This is a genomic window from Haloarcula sp. K1 (assembly GCF_001647155.1).
In the GTDB taxonomy this organism is placed as follows: domain Archaea; phylum Halobacteriota; class Halobacteria; order Halobacteriales; family Haloarculaceae; genus Haloarcula; species Haloarcula hispanica.
In genome coordinates this window covers 31,578-51,347 of the sequence record NZ_LRHL01000021.1, presented here as the reverse complement: position 1 = coordinate 51,347, position 19,770 = coordinate 31,578, and the positions used below count along the sequence as shown (strand labels likewise).

Annotated in this window: 20 protein-coding genes; 8 read left to right on the top strand and 12 right to left on the bottom strand. The window is 64.7% G+C overall.

Going from position 1 to position 19,770, the window contains the following annotated elements:
* Positions 1-170: 170 nt before the first annotated feature.
* Together AV929_RS07535 and AV929_RS07530 are read left to right on the top strand one after the other, a co-directional pair.
* Positions 171-590 carry a CopG family ribbon-helix-helix protein gene (locus AV929_RS07535; RefSeq protein ID WP_014040627.1) on the top strand — a complete coding sequence of 140 codons (420 nt, stop codon included), beginning with the start codon at positions 171-173 and terminating at the stop codon, positions 588-590.
* A 100-nt stretch (positions 591-690) separates the two neighbouring features.
* Entirely contained in the window at positions 691-1,602 is a 912-nt protein-coding gene (locus AV929_RS07530) for a PLP-dependent cysteine synthase family protein (protein ID WP_014040626.1), read from the top strand.
* Between the two features lie 35 nt (positions 1,603-1,637).
* On the opposite strand, the gene AV929_RS07525 is transcribed toward AV929_RS07530, so the two are convergent.
* From AV929_RS07525 to cyaB, 4 genes are read right to left on the bottom strand one after another with little or no spacing between them, the layout of a single operon-like run.
* Positions 1,638-2,183, bottom strand: coding sequence for a DUF5804 family protein (locus AV929_RS07525; RefSeq protein WP_014040625.1), 546 nt, complete (start codon positions 2,181-2,183; stop codon positions 1,638-1,640).
* A 27-nt stretch (positions 2,184-2,210) separates the two neighbouring features.
* The gene (locus AV929_RS07520) at positions 2,211-3,398 is read right to left on the bottom strand and encodes a tRNA sulfurtransferase (RefSeq protein ID WP_064287898.1); all 1,188 of its coding nucleotides are present in this window, start codon (positions 3,396-3,398) and stop codon (positions 2,211-2,213) included.
* A 47-nt stretch (positions 3,399-3,445) separates the two neighbouring features.
* The gene (locus AV929_RS07515; RefSeq protein WP_014040623.1) at positions 3,446-4,648 is read right to left on the bottom strand and encodes a methionine adenosyltransferase; all 1,203 of its coding nucleotides are present in this window, start codon (positions 4,646-4,648) and stop codon (positions 3,446-3,448) included.
* 59 nt (positions 4,649-4,707) lie between these two features.
* Positions 4,708-5,250, bottom strand: coding sequence for a class IV adenylate cyclase (gene cyaB, locus AV929_RS07510; protein WP_008308731.1), 543 nt, complete (start codon positions 5,248-5,250; stop codon positions 4,708-4,710).
* An 80-nt stretch (positions 5,251-5,330) separates the two neighbouring features.
* Here cyaB and AV929_RS07505 point away from each other — a divergent pair, with 80 nt between their 5' ends.
* The 3 genes from AV929_RS07505 (at position 5,331) to AV929_RS07495 (ending at position 7,743) form a co-directional block, all read left to right on the top strand.
* On the top strand, positions 5,331-6,359 hold the full coding sequence (locus AV929_RS07505) for a threonine/serine dehydratase (RefSeq protein ID WP_050038210.1): 1,029 nt from the start codon (positions 5,331-5,333) through the stop codon (positions 6,357-6,359).
* 79 nt (positions 6,360-6,438) lie between these two features.
* A complete protein-coding gene (locus AV929_RS07500) occupies positions 6,439-7,404 on the top strand; it encodes a peptidylprolyl isomerase (RefSeq protein WP_014040620.1) in 966 nt (321 codons plus the stop codon).
* A 138-nt stretch (positions 7,405-7,542) separates the two neighbouring features.
* Positions 7,543-7,743, top strand: a complete 201-nt coding sequence (locus AV929_RS07495; RefSeq protein ID WP_008308737.1) for a hypothetical protein — start codon at positions 7,543-7,545, stop codon at positions 7,741-7,743.
* 8 nt (positions 7,744-7,751) lie between these two features.
* On the opposite strand, the gene AV929_RS07490 is transcribed toward AV929_RS07495, so the two are convergent.
* Together AV929_RS07490 and AV929_RS07485 are read right to left on the bottom strand one after the other, a co-directional pair.
* Positions 7,752-8,381: a transcriptional regulator gene (locus tag AV929_RS07490; RefSeq protein WP_004515458.1), complete on the bottom strand. Its 630-nt coding sequence runs from the start codon at positions 8,379-8,381 to the stop codon at positions 7,752-7,754.
* Positions 8,382-8,409: 28 nt separating this feature from the next.
* A complete protein-coding gene (locus AV929_RS07485; protein ID WP_014040619.1) occupies positions 8,410-9,036 on the bottom strand; it encodes an AAA family ATPase in 627 nt (208 codons plus the stop codon).
* A 381-nt stretch (positions 9,037-9,417) separates the two neighbouring features.
* Between AV929_RS07485 and AV929_RS07480 the strand changes: the two genes are divergently transcribed.
* The 3 genes from AV929_RS07480 to pyrI all read left to right on the top strand — a co-directional run bounded on the left by AV929_RS07480 (position 9,418) and on the right by pyrI (position 12,090).
* Entirely contained in the window at positions 9,418-10,554 is a 1,137-nt protein-coding gene (locus AV929_RS07480) for a VCBS repeat-containing protein (RefSeq protein ID WP_230458868.1), read from the top strand.
* Between the two features lie 157 nt (positions 10,555-10,711).
* Positions 10,712-11,626 carry an aspartate carbamoyltransferase gene (gene pyrB / locus AV929_RS07475; protein WP_064287897.1) on the top strand — a complete coding sequence of 305 codons (915 nt, stop codon included), beginning with the start codon at positions 10,712-10,714 and terminating at the stop codon, positions 11,624-11,626.
* Positions 11,623-12,090 carry an aspartate carbamoyltransferase regulatory subunit gene (gene pyrI, locus AV929_RS07470; protein ID WP_008308747.1) on the top strand — a complete coding sequence of 156 codons (468 nt, stop codon included), beginning with the start codon at positions 11,623-11,625 and terminating at the stop codon, positions 12,088-12,090. The genes pyrB and pyrI overlap by 4 nt, the downstream gene beginning before the upstream one ends.
* 21 nt (positions 12,091-12,111) lie before the next feature.
* Here pyrI and AV929_RS07465 read toward each other — a convergent pair whose 3' ends face one another.
* Genes AV929_RS07465 through AV929_RS07440 form a run of 6 tightly spaced genes read right to left on the bottom strand, consistent with a single transcriptional unit; the run spans position 12,112 to position 19,737 of the window.
* Positions 12,112-12,978, bottom strand: a complete 867-nt coding sequence (locus tag AV929_RS07465; protein ID WP_014040617.1) for a DUF58 domain-containing protein — start codon at positions 12,976-12,978, stop codon at positions 12,112-12,114.
* 49 nt (positions 12,979-13,027) lie between these two features.
* Positions 13,028-13,969, bottom strand: coding sequence for a MoxR family ATPase (locus tag AV929_RS07460; RefSeq protein WP_064287896.1), 942 nt, complete (start codon positions 13,967-13,969; stop codon positions 13,028-13,030).
* Positions 13,966-14,922 carry a hypothetical protein gene (locus AV929_RS07455; RefSeq protein ID WP_064287895.1) on the bottom strand — a complete coding sequence of 319 codons (957 nt, stop codon included), beginning with the start codon at positions 14,920-14,922 and terminating at the stop codon, positions 13,966-13,968. The genes AV929_RS07460 and AV929_RS07455 overlap by 4 nt, the downstream gene beginning before the upstream one ends.
* Positions 14,922-15,581: a DUF1664 domain-containing protein gene (locus AV929_RS07450; RefSeq protein WP_064287894.1), complete on the bottom strand. Its 660-nt coding sequence runs from the start codon at positions 15,579-15,581 to the stop codon at positions 14,922-14,924. Before AV929_RS07450 ends, AV929_RS07455 begins: the two co-directional genes overlap by 1 nt.
* Entirely contained in the window at positions 15,578-17,944 is a 2,367-nt protein-coding gene (locus AV929_RS07445; protein ID WP_064287893.1) for a VWA domain-containing protein, read from the bottom strand. The genes AV929_RS07450 and AV929_RS07445 overlap by 4 nt, the downstream gene beginning before the upstream one ends.
* Positions 17,944-19,737, bottom strand: coding sequence for a VWA domain-containing protein (locus tag AV929_RS07440; RefSeq protein WP_064287892.1), 1,794 nt, complete (start codon positions 19,735-19,737; stop codon positions 17,944-17,946). Before AV929_RS07440 ends, AV929_RS07445 begins: the two co-directional genes overlap by 1 nt.
* Between the last annotated feature and the right edge of the window lie 33 nt (positions 19,738-19,770).

Sequence of the window (19,770 nt, the reverse complement as noted above, 5' to 3'; positions counted from 1 at the left end):
ATCTCTCCCGAGTGGGCTTTCTGTATTTGTACAAACCGAGAGCTGTCAGCTCACCAAGCCAGTCGTTCGTCGTTTACAAGATACGAGCTAGCGGCAGCGCTATCCAGAGTGATTCCAGTCTATGCGGGCAGATATGAACTATTAATACTCCAACGGCGCCGAGTTAATACATGGGCGTTGTTAGTATCTCGATGCCGGACGAACTGGAGGAGCGAATCGACACGTTCGCCGACGAACACGGATACACGGGTCGCAGCGAGGTCGTTCGGGAAGCGGTCCGGAATCTGATGGGGGAGTTCGAGGACAAGCGGCTGGAGGACCGCGAACTGATGGCCATCGTCACAGTGCTGTTCGATTACGAGACGACGACCGTCGAGGAGAAAATGATGCACCTCCGGCACGACCACGAGTCTATCGTCGCGTCGAACTTCCACAGCCACGTCGGCGACCGGTACTGTATGGAACTATTCGTGTTGGAGGGACAGCTAGAGGACATTTCCGCGTTCGTCGGCAAAGTCCGAGCCACGAAAGACACGCTGTCAGTCGATTACTCGGTGCTGCCGGTCGACGACATAAATCTGTTTACGTGAGAGGGTGTCGACGCCGGAAAGCGCTGCCGCGTGTCGTGAGTCCACGAACTGTTTGGGACCTTCAGTAGGCGTTTAAGTCGGGCGCGCGTAGCCGGCGGCGATGAAAGACTCTATTCTCGATACAATCGGGTCCCCACTGGTCTCGGTTCGCGCGCCGGAGGGGGCAACCGTTGCAGCGAAGATCGAGTCGTTCAACCCGGGCGGGTCCGCGAAGGACCGGCCGGCGAAGTACATGATCGACGACGCCGAGCGAAACGGCACGCTCGAACCGGGTGATACGCTGGTCGAACCGACGAGTGGCAACACTGGCATCGGAATGGCGATGGTTGGCGCGACCAAAGGCTACGACGTGGTGCTGGTGATGCCGTCCTCGAAGTCACCGGAGCGCCGCCAGATAATGAAGGCCTACGGCGCGGAGATCGAACTGGTCGAGGGTGACATCTCCGACGCGAAAGAGCGCGCGGATGAACTGTGCGAGCGCGACGACTACGTCCAGTTGCGGCAGTTCGAGAACCCGGCGAACCCGAAGGCACACTACGAGACGACGGGTGAGGAGATACTCGAACAGGTGGGTGACCGGACCGTCGACGCGCTGGTGGCGGGTGTCGGTACCGGCGGGACGCTCACCGGGACCGGCCGTCGACTGCGTGAGGCGTTCCCCGAGATGGATATCGTCGCGGTCGAGCCGGCGGACAACGCTGTCCTTTCGGGTATGGAACCGGGCACTGGCGAGGACAGCTTCCAGGGGATGGGGCCGGGGTTTGTCAGCGACAACCTCGATACCGACCTGTTGGACGACGTGCTGACGGTCGAACTCCCGGATGCTGAAGACGAGTGCCGTCGACTCGCCCACGAGGAGGGCATCCTCGTCGGCCAGTCCTCGGGCGCGTCGAACCTCGCCGCGCGAGAGGTAGCCGAACAACTCGTCGCAGACGGCGTCGACGACCCGCTCGTGGTCACAGTCTACTGGGACAGCGGGGAGCGGTATATGTCGACCGGGATGTTCGACTGAGCCCGGTCTGTTCTGCGCGCGCGGTGTGGCCCGAGTCAGGCCCCGAACTCCGATTCGGTCACCCTGACGATGAGCGTGTCGTCCACGTCTCGAAGGTCGTACTCGGGAATCGTGTCTCCAGTCCGTGTCAGGAGCATCGGCTCGACAAGTTCGGGTGGGCGCTCGGTCTCCATCGCCTGTGTGTCCGGCGTTGGCTCCGACTCTCCTTCCGACGAGCCTTCGGCATTAGATTCGCCGGTCACGTCCGGTTCGACAATACCGTACACCTTGAGAAAGCGACCGGTATCTTCGGGCGCAACGTCGTCGTCCCGGATCGCCGCGGCGAGATCCCGGGAGAGCCACTCCGTTTCGCTGATCGATGGATCACGAACGAACGCGGCGTCAGCGAAGCGGACGAGATACCAGTTCAAGTCGTTGAGAAGCGCCACCGCCGCCCCGAGACTCACGGTGTCGACGGCGACGGTATTCGCGAACGGTTCCTGCAGGTCGTAGGTGGCGAGTGCGTTCCGTGCGGTCTCGCGAGAGAGGAGTTCGTACCGGAGATTCACGTCCTCGCTCCCGACGAGACAGACCTGCGTCATGGCTCAACCCTGGCCCGCCCCGGAAATTTAGCTTTCGATGGGGACGATGACGCGGTCCCGGGCACAGGCCTCGGCACGCTCGAACAGGTCGTCTGGTTCGGCTGTCCGAACTGCTTCGAGCGATGCATTGGTTTCCGGATGCGATGGGGCGACGCGGTTGCAACCGGTGTCGATTGTCGAGTCCTCGAAGGTCCCGATTGTCCGCGCGTGATTGGTTATCTCGGACTTGTCGACGGTGAGGTTCGGTCGGTGCACCGGGAGCGTAGTCGCGGCGTCCGTGACCGCGATGTTCGCGCTCGTCTGGCTGGATTTCTGCCCGATAGCTTCGCCGGTGACGATGCCGACGGCGTCCCGGTCCTGCCCGATAGCGTCGGCGGCCGCGAGCATGAACCGGCGGAGCACGAGCATTCGGAGCGCCCCGAGGTTTTGAGAGATGTCGGTGACGACGTCACCGGCGTCGATTACGGACAGCGACAGGTCGTGTCCAGGTGCATACGAAGCGAGCGTCTCGACAGTCGAAACGGCTCGCGCCCGGTGGTCGGGGCCGCCGTAGTCACCGAGGTCGACGTAAACGGGGATCACGGGTGCGCCGCGTTTCATCACCTGCCAGGCGGCGACGGGCGAGTCGATGCCGCCGCTGACGAGGGCGACGACGGGGCGCTGGGTCCCGAGCGGGAGGCCACCGGGTCCCGCACGTTTCTCACAGAAGACGTAGGCCTCGTCAGTCCGGCACTCGACGAACAGCTCGAAATCGGGGTTGTCGAGGTCGACAGCAGGCTCGCCGCCCAGTCTTTCGATTGCCTCCCAGACGGCGGTGCCACCGTCGGACTCGATGTCTGTACTCGAAAAGGGGTGTGCCTCTGCTGGTCCCGCCCGGCGGGCGTTGACGGCGAAAGCGCCGCCGTCGTGCTGTTCTCGTGCGGTCGCGGCCAGTGCCGTTTTGATTGCAGACAACGTCGGATCGACGGTCGTGACCGCCGAGGCGGAGGTGACGCCGAACGTGTCGGCCGCGGCTGCGGTCACGCCCTCCGGGTGGTCAGTGTGGACGAACAGCCGGTTCCGGCGCTGTTCGATGTCTCCTGACAAGCCGCGCGCGTCGAGCATCGCTCGGAGGTTGTCCGCCAGTTGCCCCTCCATCTTCCGGCGGACCTGATCGCTCTTGACGCCGAGTTCGCCGTGGCGGACGAGCACGCTATCGGCGTCCGGTGGATGCATGCCCGCGAGTTGACTACCGGCGAGTAAAGGGGTGTCGCCTCGCCGCCTCAGAACGTCGAGAGGTTGCCGTCGATGACCTGTCGCGTGATATCGGTCACGTCGGCGAGTTCGTCGTCGATTGTGGCCTGGATGTCCGCTTCGACGTCGCCGACTGCGACACCGTCCTCAGTGATAACCGTCGCGTCAGCGACGTGGGGTTCGTCGATCGGTGATCCGATCTGTGAGAGCAGGCGCATCTGAACCTGTCGGATGCCGTCGACCTCGCTCGCGACGGACTGTGCGATCTCCGTCGAGAGGAGATTGTATATCTTCCCGATGTGGTTGACGGGGTTCTTCCCGGACGTCGCTTCCATGCTCATCGGGCGGTTGGGCGTGATGAGGCCGTTCGCGCGGTTCCCGCGGCCAACGGAGCCGTCATCGCCCTGCTCGGCGCTGGTGCCGGTCGTCGTGAGATAGATCGACTCGGCGTCGTAGTCGTCAGCCGTGTTGACGTGAACCGTTACGTCCCGGTCGGTGTACTCCTCGGCGAGGTCGGTGACGAACGCTTGAACGTCCGAAACAGCGGCTTTGTACGCGTCGAGGTCCGGAACGTGTTCGTCGACCATCGCAACGGCCACGGTCACGTCGATGTGATCGCCCTCGCGCTTGCCCATTACCTTCACGTCCTGGCCGACGACCGGGTTGGACTCGGCGTACTCGCCGGTCAATGTCTCCTCGGTGTTGAGAACGATCTTCTCAGTCTCTGTCAGGGGAGCATGGCCGACGCCGTAGCTGGTATCGTTCGCCATCGGAATTGCTGCTTCCTCGCCGAACACGGTCTGGAGGTCGCCCGACCCTTCGCCGAACTGGACGTCGACGATGACGTCGGAACCGAGGTCGAGGTGGGGGAACTGCTCGTCGAGGTAGTCGCGTGCGGCCTGGAGGGCAATACTCTCGGCCGGGATGCGCTCGCCGTCGAACTTCTTCGTCGCTCGGCCGACGACCAGAATGTAGATCGGCTCAAGCACTTCGCCGCCGCCGTACGCGGGGGCGGCAGTGCCGGCGACGAGTTGTGTCTCGTCGGTGTTGTAGTGCAAGACTGTGCCGAACCGGTCGATGTACGTCTGTGCCAGCGCACGCGACACTGTCTCCGCGATGCCGTCGCAGATGGAGTCCGGATGGCCGATACCCTTGCGCTCTACGACTTCGATGTCCTGATCTTCGACGGCGAGCCCGCTTGCAGGTTGGACGTGGATGTTCCGCTCGGTCATTGCCTCGACTTCGTCTGGCCGGGTTCTATAACTTACGGGAACAGATAATAGCGGAATGATTACTCGTTCGCATCGCTAAGTAGCATACCGAGATAGGAGGTCCGCTGCTGGTCACTGGGGTCCAGACTGAGGTCCTGAAGCACCTCGTAGGCCCCCTCTCGCACGGGTTCGATGTCGCCGTCGGTCTCCCGTTCGACTTCGACGAACTCGCCGACGTCGTCGACAGCGTCGAGCGTGACGTCGTATTCTCGGACCTCGTACACCCGGCGGTTCTTCCGGACGGTCGCCGCGGGCTCGAAGCCGAGGTGCTGGACGATAGCGTCGATGTCGTCGCCGTCTTCGACGCCTGTTTCGAATTCCTCTCGGCTCTTCGACTCCGCTTCGAGGAGCGGCCCCTTGTAGGTGACTTTCGCGTTCGTCTCCCCCTTTCTGGTCTCGCGACGGACCCGGAACGCCTCGTCCGTCTCGGCGAAATCCCGATGGGGGGCGTCGTAGTACGTGTCCGTCTGTATCACCGTGTCGACCTGCTCGGCCCCGAGTTCGTCGAGTCGCTCCGCGACAGCCTCGATGTCCGCTGGCACTTTCACCTCGACTTCGTACATACTGTGGGGCTGGACCGGGTCGCTGAAAAACGCTCCCGTCGACCGCGCCATTTACTGTGTCCGCTCTCTCGGGTAGTAGTATGGCCGGTCGCTACGAACCGATCGATTCCCCGGACGAAACGACCCTCTTTCCGTATCACGACCTGACGCCGCCGACAGTTGCAACGGTCGCGCGCGCCCGGCAACGCATCCGACAACACCTCCCGGAGACGCCCCTAGTCCGCAGCGAAGCCCTCTCCGAAGCCCTCGACGCGGATGTCCTGCTCAAGCGTGAGGACACACTTCCGACCGGCGCGTTCAAAGTCCGCGGCGGGGTGAACCTCGTCGCGTCCCTCGACGAGGAGTTCCACGACGCCGGGCTACTCGCCGCGAGCACGGGGAACCACGGCCAGTCTATCGCCTGGGCAGGCCGCGAGTTCGACGTGCCCGTCACTATCGGCGTCCCGGAGGAAGCCAACGCCGGAAAGGTCGACGCGCTGGAGCAACTCGGCGCGGAGGTCATCCAGTATGGCGAGGACTACGACGAGGCCCGCGAACACATCGAGGAGCTTGCGACCCAGCGCGAGGCGCGTTACGTCCACTCCGGCAACGAACCGAAGTTGCTCGCCGGCGTCGGCACGGCAGGCCTCGAAATCCTCGACGAACGGCCCGATGTCGACCGCGTGTTCTGTCCCGTCGGCGGCGGCACCGCCGCGGCCGGGTACTGCATCACGCTCGGGGCGATGACCGACGCCGCTGTCGTCGGTGTGCAGGCCGCGGGCGCGCCCGCGGTGTACCGCGCTTGGCAGGAGGAGACGTTGGAGGCCCTCGACAGCGTCGACACCATCGCTGAGGGCGTCGCGACCCGGGTGCCGTTCGCACTCCCGACCGGCATACTCCAGAAGGGGCTCTCGGATTTCCGTCTCGTATCTGAGGACGCCATCGCGGACGCCGTGGCACGCCTGTTCGAGACGGACCGCATCGTCATGGAGGGGGCCTGCGCGACGGCTGTCGCTGCAGCGCTCCAGGCTGGTGACGAAGTACGGGGTGAGACGGTTGTCCTCCCCGTTTCAGGGCGGAACATCGACCGCGAGAAGTTCGACCGACTGTTGGCTGAAAGCGAGTACTAGTCGGCCACTTCCGAAGTTGCTCGACTGCTACTGACCGGGAAACGTTGTCCTTAAGAGTGCCACGACTGACGAACAGGGTATGAGCAACGAGTCTGAGACTGAAGTCGATGAGGAAACCGCAGACGAAGAAGAGCAAGCGGAGGGACTCCAGAAAGGTGATGTCGTCAAGCTCGCCTACACCGCCCGCACCGTCGACGGCGGCCAGCTTGTCGACACGACTGACGAGGAAGTCGCCGAGGACGACGGCATCGACACCGAACAGCAGGAGTTCGGCCCGCGAACCATCGTGCTGGGCGAGAACCACATCTTCCCGGACGTCGAGCAGGACATCTACGGGAAGGAGGTCGGCGACGAGGGCAACGTGACCGTTGCGGCCGCCGACGCTTTCGGCGAGTACGACGAGGAAGAGGTCCGGACGGTCTCGAAGGACAAGATTCCGGAGGACGACCGCTACCCCGGTGCGCACGTCGACATCGAGGGCGAGCACGGCCACATCGAGACCATCATCGGCGGCCGCGCGCGAGTGGACTTCAACCACCCGCTGGCCGGCGAGGACGTCGAGTACGACTACGAAATCCTCGAAGAGGTCACGGACCGCGAGGAGAAGGCCCAGGGCATCATCCAGATGATGCTCGACATGGAGCTCGACGTGTGGTTCGAGACCGACACCGTCGAGGAAGAACAGCTCGTCGAAAGCGAAGACGACGAAGACGAGGACAGCGAGGAGTCGGAAGACACCTCGGACGAGCCCGAGTACGAAACCGTCGAAGTCGAGAAGGAGACGCTCTACATCGAGGCGACGCCGCAGCTGACGATGAACCAGCAGTGGATGATGGGCAAACAGCAGATCGCCCAGCAGCTCACCCAGCTGCTCGACATCGACCGCATCATCGTGCAGGAGGAAATCGGTGGCGGCGGCATGGGCATGCCCGGCATGATGGGTGGCATGGGCGGTGCCGGCGGCGCTGACATCGAAGACGCGCTGGAAGACGCTGACGTGGACGCCGAAGAGATCGTCGAAGAGATCGAGGGCGCCGAAGAGTAACTGCGCCGCGAGCACGCCGAGCGATTCTCGAGTGATAAGCGCCAGCGAGCGCTTTTGCGGTTCCGAGCGGTAGCGACTGCCACTTTCTGACGGCACAGACGGGAGAACGGTTATATCCACGACACGTCATCACTACCCATGCGAGTATCGCTGATGTACCCGCTACTGCTCGCGCTCCCGCCCGGAATCGCCTTCGGTGTCGGCACGGTTGTGCTGACTGGCAGCGCCGGGCTTGGACTGGCAGCCGGCGTCGGCGTCGGTCTCGGACTGTTCCTGTTGATACTCGTGGGTACGGAGTTCGGCTCGACGGACAGAGAACTACAGCCCGGCCGCGAATAGAATCCGTCTCAGGCGATGTCGCGGCTGGTGTCGATGCTGACCTCTTCGACGAGATTGAGTTTGATGATGTCGGTGGGGGCGCGCCCGCCGCGGAACTTCGGAATCGCGAGGCGGTTTTCCACCTCGTCACCGGTCGTCGTGGTGTTGAGCTGGAACACCACGTCCGCGAAGTGCTCGGTCGTATCCCGAAGCGGTGGCACGTCACGGCCATCGAGACAGTGGACGATAGCGAGGCTCCCGGTGTTGACGATGTGGTTCTGCAAGTCGTTCATGAACGCGCGAAAGCGCGAGTGTGGCTCCTGGGCTTCCAGCACATCGAGCGGGTCGACGATGAGGTTCGAGGTCTCCGGCAGCGCCGAGACGAGCTTGCCGGCGTTGTCGAGGGGTGCTTCGCCGGAGATGTGCCGCACCGTCGGGTCCCCGGTGTTGGCCGGCGTCTGCTCGATGCTCGCGATGACCGACTCGGCGGTCCGGTCGAGCGACAGCCACAGCGTTCCGCGCGTGGCGGTGAGTTCATAGAGGAACAGCTCCGCCTGGCTAGCCGGCTGGGCAGAGAGCACGACGATACTCCCCGCAGGGATGCCACCATCGAGCTTTCTGTCGAGGACATCGATGCCCGTTCGCAGCCGGTTGGCCATACCACTGATAAGTTATTTAGCCACGAGATTAAGTATTCCGCTTGGCGAGAACGTTCGCTATCTCGACGTATTTTGCCGCTGCCCGGTCCGATTCCAGCGGCTTCGACACCGACGGAACGTGAACCGTCTCTGGGCAGGACAGCAGTCGGGATGGGTCTACGGACCCGTCGCTGCCGACGAGGACCGTGAGCACGGGCGGTGCATCGAGCGCACGGGCCATCGCCGCGGTTTTGGCTGTATCGGTGAGGCTCTGGCGGGTTGGTGCGCTCACGAGCACCGTCCTGTCAGCCGCCCGCAGTGGCCGGGCGGCGTCCGGGCCAGCGCCAGCCGGACAGTCGAGTACCACCGGGCGATCACGTTGGGGCAGTGTGCCGATGGCATTGTCGACAGCGGCTTCGGTTGCGTCCTGACAGGGGAGTACGTCGACGTTCTCGACGGCCGTGGCGCGCTTGGCAACCGTGGTCGGCTCAGCCGAGACCGTGATATCAGCGATTCCGGGCGTCGGATCGACGCCAGCGCGGCGGTGGAGGTTCGGCATGTCGCGGTCGGTGTCCACGACTAGCGACCGTCTGGTCGGCGTCCCCAGTGCCTGACCGACTCCGAGGGCGATGGTCGTTTTGCCACAGCCACCCTTGCCGCCAGCGATTGCGAGCATACTGCGGATGGTCCGCCTATCGGTTTTGAACCCTTGTGTTGGAGTCGAGAACATTGACAACCGAACTGGGCCGAAGGGACTGGCTTACGTCGGTTGGCCGTTGCCTACTTTTAATCGGTCGTTATATCCTGCACTCCCCTGGCCGTAGCAAGTCTACGCTTTCGGTGGCGATGGTCCCGACAGTCGACCCGTTCGAGCCTGGCCTGCATGGGTCTTGATAACTGGTGTGTAACAATAACTGGGACACCACTACTGGGGACATGGGTAGTAAACCGAACACGGCCCTTCAGCGATACAGCATTCGTACCCCGCCCGAGCCACTCGCTATCGGTCGATGTTAGCCCAGCCATAACAATAGCGATACACCCGAACGGCTGGGACATGAATCTACATCACGAGCGCATCGAAGCCTCGCCGCCGGCGAGCACGATGAGCTTCTGTCTCACGACCGACCTCACTGGGAACGGCCGACCGGACGTCATCGTCGGGGCGCTCGGCGACGAGCACGAGGTCCAGTTCCCGCTGGTCGATACGTCAGTCGACTTGCTGTCCGTGTTCGGCATGGGGCCGCTGGCCCGCTGGCTCCAGACGAACGTGTTCTGGTACGAAAACCCCGGCTGGGAGCGCCACGATGTCGCCAGCGCACCCGAACTCTCCGTCGGTGGCTCGCTTGGCGATATAACGGGGAACGGCCGCCCGGACATGGTCGCCGGCCAGAACATTCACCAGCACAAGCTGTGGTGGTTCGAAATACCGGACGACCCGCGAAAGCAGTGGACGCGCCGGCTCATCACCGACGACTTCGAGAAGTATCACGACACCGCCGTGGCGGACGTGGACGGCGACGGACAGAACGAGGTCGTCGGGCTGTCTCAGGAGTCCGAAACGGTGTTCTACTACGATATCCCTGAGGACCCGACGCGTGAACCGTGGCCGGTGGCGAACCGACACGTTGTCGCCGAGGATATCGACGTCGAGGGCGTCGCTGTCGAGGACGTCGACGGCGATGGCGAGGTCGAAATCGTCGCCGGCCCCAACGTCTTCCATCGGACGGCCGACGGATGGGACCGGGAGTCTATCGCCGAGAACTGGCAGTGTACCCGCGTCGCTATCGAGGACGTCGACGGCGATGGGGACCTGGAAATAATTCTCGTCGAGGGCGACGAACCGTATCTCGACGACCGCCCGGCCAGGCTGGGCGTGTTTGACCCGCCAGAGTGGGACCTGACGCTGCTGCACGACGACCTCTCGAACCCGCACAGCCTCGACGTAGCGGACTTCGACGGCGACGGCAATCCCGACATCTTCGTCGCGGAAATGGGGCTAGAGGACGGACACGAACCGCGACAGTTCGTGTTCCACAACGACGGGGCGGGGAACTTCGAGCAGAAAGAACTGGGAACCGGTATCCCCACCCACGAAGCGAAGGTCGTCGACCTCGATGGCGACGGTCTCCCCGACATCGTCGGCAAGGCATACACCGAGCCCCGCGTCGACGTCTGGCAGAGCAATCCCTGACTAGTTTCCTGTCCTTCTATTTCGGCCGCTAGGATCTTTCAGACCCCGTTTTCGAAGCCAGTGCCGATGCTCCCGAAGCCGAACCTGACGATGTAAGTGACCGTTCAATTCCCGTGTCGGGGGATTCAAGACCGTCCGGAGCGCGGTATCGAGTGAAATGCGGCACGACCACATCATCAGCGCGAAACAGCTCTCGCGGGGCGACATCGAGACGGTGCTCGACCACGCGGCCGACATCGCGGCTGACCCGGGAGCGTTCGCGGACCGGCACAGCGACACGCTGCTTGGCCTCCTCTTTTTCGAGCCGAGCACCCGGACGAAGATGAGCTTCACAACGGCGATGAAACGCCTCGGCGGCGACATCGTCGACATGGGCTCCGTCGAGTCCTCCAGCGTGAAGAAAGGCGAGTCACTGGCAGATACCGTCCGCGTCGTCGAGGGGTACACCGACGCGCTCGTGCTCCGGCACCCCATGGAGGGCTCCGCGAAGATGGCGAGCGAGTTCGTCGACGTGCCGCTCGTCAACGCCGGCGACGGGGCCGGTCAGCACCCGACACAGACGCTACTCGACCTCTACACGATCCGTGAGAACGCGGGCTTTGAGGACCTGACTATCGGCATCATGGGCGACCTGAAGTACGGACGAACGGTCCACTCGCTGGCCCACGCACTCACGACCGTCGACGCCCGACAGCACTTCATCAGTCCCGAATCGCTCCAGCTCCCCCGCTCGGTCCGCTACGACCTCCACGAGGCCGGCGCGGAGGTCCGCGAGCACACCGACCTCGACGAGATTCTCCCTGACCTGGACGTGCTCTACGTGACACGCATTCAGGCCGAGCGGTTCCCCGACGAGAGCGAGTATCGCGAAGTCGCCGGCCAGTACCAGATCGACGCCGACACGCTGGACGCGGCCAAGGACGACCTGACCGTGATGCACCCGCTCCCGCGCGTCGACGAGATCGCCCACGACGTCGACGAGACCACCCACGCACAGTACTTCCAACAGGCCCACAACGGCGTCCCCGTACGGATGGCGCTGCTCGACCTGATGCTCGGAGGCGACCAATGAGCGACAACGACCAGCAACTCCGCGTCTCGAAGATCCAGAACGGCACCGTCATCGACCACATCGCGGGCGGCCAGGCGCTGAACGTCCTCGCGATCTTGGGTATCGACGGGACCAGCGGTGACTCCGTCTCCGTCGCGATGAACATGCCTTCCGACCGTCTGGGGCACAAAGATGTCGTCAAAGTCGAGGGCCGCGAACTCTCCCAGGACGAGGTCGACGTGCTCTCGCTCATCGCCCCCGCGGCGACGATCAACATCATCCGTGACTACGATGTCGTCGAGAAGCGCCGCGTCGAGCGGCCGTCGGTCGTCGAGGGCGTCCTCGAATGCCCGAACCACAACTGCATCACGACCGAAGCCGAACCCGTCGACTCGCGCTTCGCCGTCGGCGACGACGGCGTCCGCTGTGAGTACTGCGATACGATCATCCGTGACGACCTGCCGGCACACATCCTCGCGGAGTAAGCCGACCCTGCCGCCGTCTGGCTACTGTAACCAGATGCTCGCAAACGAGTCGAAGTAGTCTTCGCCGGTATCGACCAGTACGTGGTCCGCGCCGAGTGCCGTAACGCGGTTTGACACCGAGTCGATGTGGGCGTCGAGCCGCGACTGGTACGTTTCGGCCAGCGAGCCGCTGAAATACGACCGGCGTTTCTCGTCGCTCTCGGGGTCGGCGAACAGCACGTCACCGACGACGCCGGGGTCCCGTTCCTCCGGGGCGACCACGCGGACGAGCAACACGTCGGCGTCGTTGCGTGCGAGCGCGGCGACGCCCGACTCGAGCTCCTCGGGGTCGGCCAGACAGTCGCTGAACACGACGACGAGCGAGCGCGAGCGAATGCGTTCGGCGTACGCCTCCAGCGCGGATTCGAAATCGGCCGTCCCGTCGGGCGTTATTTCGTTCAATTGGTCGATAAGCGAGAGGAGTTCGCCGCGGTTCGACTGCCCGGTGTCGATGCGGTTCACCCGGTCACGAAACGTGCAGAACCGGAAGTCGTTGTTCTCCTCCGCTGTAAGGTAGGCGAAGCCGAGGCCGAGCTTGGCGGCGCACTCGAACTTGTGACTCGCCGCGTCGCCGTAGTCCATCGACGCGCTCGTGTCGACGAGCAGGTGGACGGTCAGGCTCCGCTCTTCCTCGTACTGCTTGATGAAGTACTCCTCCGTCCGGGCGAACAGCTTCCAGTCGATTCGTCGCGTGTCGTCCCCCGGCGAGTACCGCCGATAGTCGCTGAACGTGAGCCCCTCGCCGACCCGCGGGGACTGCTGGTCGCCCTGCCGAATCGAGGTCGTCTGGCGGTTCAGCGCGGCGGTAAACCGGCCGAGTTCGTCCAGAAAATCCGGTTCGATAGTCACGGCTGGCCCTCCCACGGGTCCGCCCGCCAGATTGCGTGCGTCGGGTGGGTCATCCCAGCAAGTCCGCGATGAGGTCGTCTGCCGTCCGGCCCTCGCGCTCGGCCCGGAAGTCCACGATAATCCGGTGCCGGAGGACGGGCGCGGCCAGCGCCTCGATATCCTCGCCCGTGACGTGCGAGCGGCCGTGGAGGAACGCCCGCGTCTTCGCCGTCTGGACGAGCGCCATGCTCGCCCGTGGGCTGGCCCCGAACTCGATGTCGTCGGCTTCACGCGTCCGGCGCACGAGCTGGACTGCCCGGTCGCGCAGGTCGTCGGCGATGGGCATCTCGCGGACCAGTTGCTGGATCTCCTGAATCTCCGGGCGGGTGAGCGAGCGCTCGACGGGGACCTGCTCCGCGCCGGCGGTGTACATGTCGACGATGGTCCGCTCTTCCTCGTAGTCGGGGTAGTCGACCAGCAGTTTCAGCATGAAGCGGTCGGTCTGGGCCTCCGGGAGCGCGTAGGTCCCCGACTGGTCGATGGGGTTCTGGGTCGCCAGGATGAAAAAGGGGCGCGGCAGCTCGTAGGTCTCGCCCGCGGCGGTCACCTGTTTCTCCTGCATCGCCTCCAACAGGGCGGCCTGTGTCTTCGGCGTCGCGCGGTTGATCTCGTCGGCCAGCACGACGTTGGCGAACACCGGCCCTTTCTCGAAGACGAACTCGCGGCCGCTGTCGGTCTCGCGGATGATCTCGGTCCCCGTGATGTCGGAGGGCATCAGGTCGGGCGTGTTCTGAATCCGGGAGAACTGGAGGTCGGTCACCTCCGCGACGGTCCGGACCATCGTCGTCTTCCCCAGTCCCGGGTTCGATTCGAGCAGGGCGTTGCCGTCGGCCAGGATACAGATGAGCAGTTGCTCCAGTACCTCCTCCTGACCGACGATCCGCGTGCCGATCTGTTCGCGTGCGTTCGCGATCTTCTGCTGTAGTTCGTCGATGTCGTGCTCTGAGCTCATGGGTCGGTGTCCTCGTCGTCCGTGTCTTGCTCTCGAATCCTGAGATTGTACTCGCGGATGAGGTCCGCGTCCTCGACGTCTTCCTGGCCGGCGAACCCGGCCTGCTGGCTGTCGACTGTGCCACTTCCACTTCCCGGCCCCCCGGTGTCCGACGACGACGGGAACGACTGGCTCCGGTCGATTTCCTCGTCGCCGCCCGTCGAATCAATCTCGGCGGTGAGGTTCTCGTCGCCCGCCTGCACGTCCTCGCTGTCGCCGAGTATCGCGTCGCCGTCTTCGAGCCCCTCGTACTCGCTGGGCCGGTCGTTCGGCGACTCCGTCTCGACCGGGTCGCGGTCGAGTAGGCCGATGTCGACGACAGCCACTTGGACCGTCGCCAGGCTCAGCAGGACGATGACGATGAGCGTCCCGATAAGCCGCCGGCTGTCGACGAGGGCGACGCTCGAACTCCGTTTCAGGCCCGCAAGCACGTCCTCGTAGAGCCGGGTCGCCATCCGCGTTTCAGCCCCGTCCTCGACCGCGTCCCGCGCCGTTCGGAGCGCGTCGGTGACGTTCGCGTTCGCCGCCTCGAACTGCTCGACGAGTGGCTGTCGGACCCGGGACAGATACTCGCCGACGAACCAGAGCGCGCCGACGACAATGCCGACGACTGCGCCCGTCGGGAACGATAGCGCAGGTATCGAGCGGCCGACAGCCGCCCCGACCGGGTCCGTCACCGCCGTCGGAACTGACAGCTGTGTCGGGAGTGCAGTCGGCGAGAGGACAGTCAGGAAGATGTTCACCAGGAGAAAGACCAACACCGCGTCGACGATGGCGTAGATGAACGCCGCCTTCTTGCCCTCGCGTCTGACCTCGGCGATGGCGTCGGCCATGCGTTCGCGTGCCTGTGCCCGTCCGTTTTCAGGCGGCTCTTCGTCGCCGTTTTCTCCGGTATCTGTGTCGGGGTCGTCCATCAGTAGTCCTCGCAGGTCGGGTCCGGTGTCTCCATCCTGTTACAGATGGTCTCGATATCGTCTCTCAGCGCTTCGTTCTGATTTTCGAGTTCATTGATTTCGCTTTCGAGGGTGTCGATCCGCGATTCCAGGCTGTCGATATCGTCCTGCAGGTCGGATACCTGCCCCTTCAGTTCGTTGCGTTCGTCCTCTAACTCCTCGTTTTCGGCCTCCATATCGCCGATTGTCGTTTCGAGGTCATCGACTTCGTCCTCGAGAGTGTCGCGCTCGTCCCGAAGGTCGTCGACTGTCCCCTCCAGTTCATCGACGCGGCCCTCGCTCTGGCGGAGCGACTGCCGGGTCTCTGCCAACTGGCTTTCCGTGGCGTTCAACTGCGACTCCGTCTGATTCAGATTGGTTGCGACCTGATCGACATCCTCCGACCGCGTCTCCAGTCGCTCTTGGAGTTCCTCGACACGGGTCTGTGTGGATTCCAGTTTATTTCTGGTGTCGTCCAGGTTCCCCCGAAGTTCGGCGTTTTCCTGTCTGAGCTCCTGATTCTGCGAGCGAAGCTCGCTCGCGGAGTCCTGGTACAGCACCGTCGTTCCGCCGGTGCCGACCATCGAGAGGACGACGAACACCACGAGCCCGAGGTTGATCCGGCGGCCGATTGCGCTCACGGGAGACCACTCTCCAGGGAGGTGCGACCGCGGTACACTTGAACACGCCGGGCGACCACCTCGCCGGTGAACAGCAGGAGCGCGCCGAGCAAGGCGAGCCAGTCCCAGGTGTTCCGAACGGTCCGGACCCGGGTGGACTTCTGGCGCGCCTCTCTGGCTATCTGTTCGCCCTGGGCCGGGCTGAAGGTCTGCCCGCCCGTCGTTTCGACGAGCGCATCGAGGCTGTCACTCGGACCGAAGGCTCCGTACTCAACGGGGTAGTTCGCCGCGTACTCGGTGTCGAGTGCGGTCTGATACCCCGCCTCCCGAGGCGTGAACTCGCCGCGATACCGGCCGTCGCCGATCTGGCGGAAGGAGATGTTCGCCGCGTCCGGGCGGCTATCGCCCTGGTAGGTCAGCGTCGTTGGACGCCCCACACGAGCATCGCTGACCGCTGTGACGCCGGTCTGCGTGCGCATGGGGTCACCCACCGCGTAGTTGACCGACTTCGTGACGACCAGCGAGTCCGGCCGGTCGAGCAGGCCGCCCATCGTGTTGTCCGAGTCGTAGGCGGTGATCGAGACGACGCGGCCCAGCCCGAACCGCCAGGAGGCGATGGCCGGCTTCCCGTCCGCGGTGGCGACCTGGTAGTCGGCCCCGGGCTTGACCTGGACGTTGTTCGCCTGGCCGGGGTTCGCAGTCAGCTCGACGCCGGCGGTGATGAACGTGTCCTCCGTGACGATTGTGAGGTTCTCCCCCTCGTAGCGCCGCGAGGAGCCGCCAAAGAGGAGCCGCAACCGCTCGGTCTCGTCGGCGGCGAAGTACGAGCCGCCCGACTCGCTTGCGATCTGGCGCATCGTCGCGACGCCGACTCGCTTGCCGACACCGACCGAGACGACGCGCGTCCCCTCGCGGCCCAGTTGGTTGGCGACGGCCGCCGGCGGGCCGAGCCGGTCTTGGCCGTCACTCAGCAGGATGATCGTCCCTTCGCGGTCACCCAGGAGTTCGTCGGCCCCCTGAAGCCCGACGGCGATGTCCGTCGCGCCACCGCTTTCCAGCCGGCGTATCTTGTCGGCAGTCTCCGCCCGGTTCTGCCCGAGCGCTTGTATCTCCGAGACGCGATATGCGTTGTGGTTGAACGCGACGACGCCGACCTGGTTCTCGTCGCCGAGCTGGTCGAGCACGTCCAGCGCGACGGCTTTCTGTATCGCGAGGCCGCTCTCGGCGCTGCCGGAGACGTCGACGAGGATGACGATGTTCGACTCGCCGCCGGTGGCGTTCCCGACGCGGACCGGGAGCATCGAGGCCACCGACGACGTTTCGTAGCCGCCGTTCTCGTAGGCGTTGTCACCGCCCGCGACGACGAGCCCGCCGCCGTTGATGACGAAGTCCTGCAGCGCGGTGGCGTTCCCGATATTTCCCGACGGTGTGTCTTGCATGACGACGGCGGCGTAGTCGTCGAGGTCCGCCGGGACCGACGAGGCCGTCGAAACGTTGTACAGCGAGTCGAGGTAGTTCCGCAGGGGATACTCGCCCTGTGAGACGTACAGCACGTCGGGCTGTTCGACGACGCGGACGCTCTTGTAGAACACGTCGTTTCGCGCGTACTCGTCGTCGCCGGACAGCGTCGCAGTCACGCGGTGTGACCCGATTTCCTCGAACGTGTGGTCGACGGTGAGCGTGCCGTCCGGCCGGAGTTCTCCTTCAGTCACGCTCTCACCGTCGATAGTCACTTCGACGGGCACGGGTTCGAGGACGCTCACGCCCTGCATCGAGACGGTGTACTGTGACTGGACGCCGCGGCTCACCGTCGACGGCCCCGCTATCGCCACGGCTCGCTCAGTGCGTGGCGACTGCGGGGTGACGCTGTGGACGGTCGCGTTGAGCCCGGCTGCGTCCTCGGCGGCTGTTGCCAGACTCCGGCCCTCCGTGACGCGGCCGTCGGAGACGACGACGACCGTCCCGTTCGCTTGGAGATTTGCCGCCACGCCGTCGCCGATCCGCGAGTTCGACCCGCTGCCGATGGTCGCCCGTGTCACCGGGACGCCCTCGCTCTCGATATCCTGTACCAGCTCGTCGGTCGTGTTCGGATAGATACCCATGCTCGCGGATTCGTCTGTCAGCAGTGTCACGCCCGGTTCACCCGGCGTCTCGCGGGTCTGAACGGTGTACGGTTCCATCGCACCGAGGACGAGCAGGCAGACGATGAGCACGCGGCTGGCAAGCAGGAGCCGGCGGCTCCGGTTCGAGGCCGACCGCGGCCCACCGTCGCCACGCCGGACGAGATACGCGAGGAGGCCGACGGCGACCGGCAAGACGAGCAGCGGCCACAGGTGCTCGACACCGACGGTGAGTCCCTCCCTGAGGGTGTAGGACACCGCCATCAGAGGTCACCCCGTCGGCGCAGATAGCCGACCTCGGCCAGCGCAAGTATCAGCCCGCCCAGCGCGAAGTACTCGGTCAGCGGCTGTGGCACCGACCGCTGTTCGGTCCGGGTGAGGTTCCCAGCCGTCCCGGAGCGCTGGTCGAGCGCTCCGACGTTGGTGTTTGACTCGCCCTCGTCCAGCAGCGAGGCGCTCACCTGCCGGCTCTCGCTTCGGTAGAGCCCGGCTCGCTGGAGCGGGACCGAGTTCCCGGAGACGGGGCCGGCCGGCCCCTCGACGGTGGTGTTACCGAACCGGACGGTCTCACCGGTCTCGTGGTTCAGCGCCGGGAGTTGTTCCCTGTCCGCCAGATAATACACCGCCCGCTTCCAGAACACGGGGTACTGGTAGTTGAACTTGAAGCTGGACCGGTCCTCGATGTAGCCGTAGTACATCACGCGGCCGCCGTTCCGATCCTCGGTCGCGATGAGCGGCGTCCCGTCCCCCAGTTGCACCTGGGCCGACCCGGAGCGCAGCGACCCGGAGATGTACTCGTCCGGTGGCTGGAAGTCGATGCCGCGGGTGAGCTGTGTCTGTGCCGTCTGGCCCACTGTCGCGCCCGCCCGGGTCTCGCCGGGCTCGATGAGGAGGAGGTCCCGGTACCGCTGTGGGAGGTCGTCCTGTGCCAGTACCGCCACGCCGCCACCGTCTTCGACCAGTTCGCGCCCGCTTTCGACGTTGCCGGGCAACAGTGAACTCTGGTCGACGTTGCTGTACAGGATGACGTCGTAGTTCTTCTGAATGGTTGTCGGCGGCTGGCTGACCGTCACGTTCACCCGGTCGACGACCGACAGCGCGGTGGTCAGGTACCGGTTCCGGTCGTTTGTCAGCACCAGTACGTCGACAGCCGCGTCCGCCGGTGCGGCGACGTAGACGCTGTCGTCAGTCGCGAAACTGTCGCCCGGGCTGAGCCGGGCCTCGCTCCCGCCGGCCGGGACCGGCATCGTCACCGAGCCAACGTCGTCGGGTCCGAGCTGCAGTTCTCGCTGGGTGTTGCCGAGCCGAACGGTCCGGGTGACGGTCGAGTCGCCGTAGTTTTTCACCGACAGCGTTACCTCGGAGCCGGAGAACCGCCGGTCGATGAACCCGACGTTCGCGTCGCCCCCACTGTCGAACTGCTGGAGGTCGACGGAGAGGCCGCGCCCGCGCGCTGAGGTGACTGCAGTGGTCCACTCCTCGCCCGCGAAGTCGCTCAAGACGACGATTCTGGCGTTCTCACCGGCGAGCGAGGCCGCCTGCGAGATAGCGCCGCTGAGCGCTCCCGGCGCGTCCGTCGGGCTGAGCCCATCCAGCGTCCCCTGCGCTGCCGTCGGCGTACCACGCTGGAGCACGACCTCGCCGCCGTTGGTCGTCGTGACGACGGAGGTCGTTCCTGTTACTTCTTCTTGGGCGGCCGCAACGGCCCGCTGGAAGCGTGTCTGACCGTCGGCGTCGGTCTGCATGGACGCGCTGGTGTCCACGACGATGACCGTCTCCTCGACCGTCGCCCGCTCGGAGACGGTGACGTACGGCGTCGCCAGTCCGACCGCGAGCACCAGCACGACCAGTACCTGCAACAGCAGGAGGAGGCTCCGCGAGATCCGTTCGAGAAACGGCGTCGCTGACTGCTGGCGTTCTCCGGCGACGAGAAACTGGAACGTCGGCAGCGTGAGTTCTTGCGGGTCCGGTCGGATGAGATACAGCACCACTATCGGCACCGCCAGGAGGAGAGCCGCCAGTCCCAGGGGGGCAAGCAAAACGTCCGAGAGGACCATTGTCTGTGTATCAGGCGGAGGCGGCATTTATCT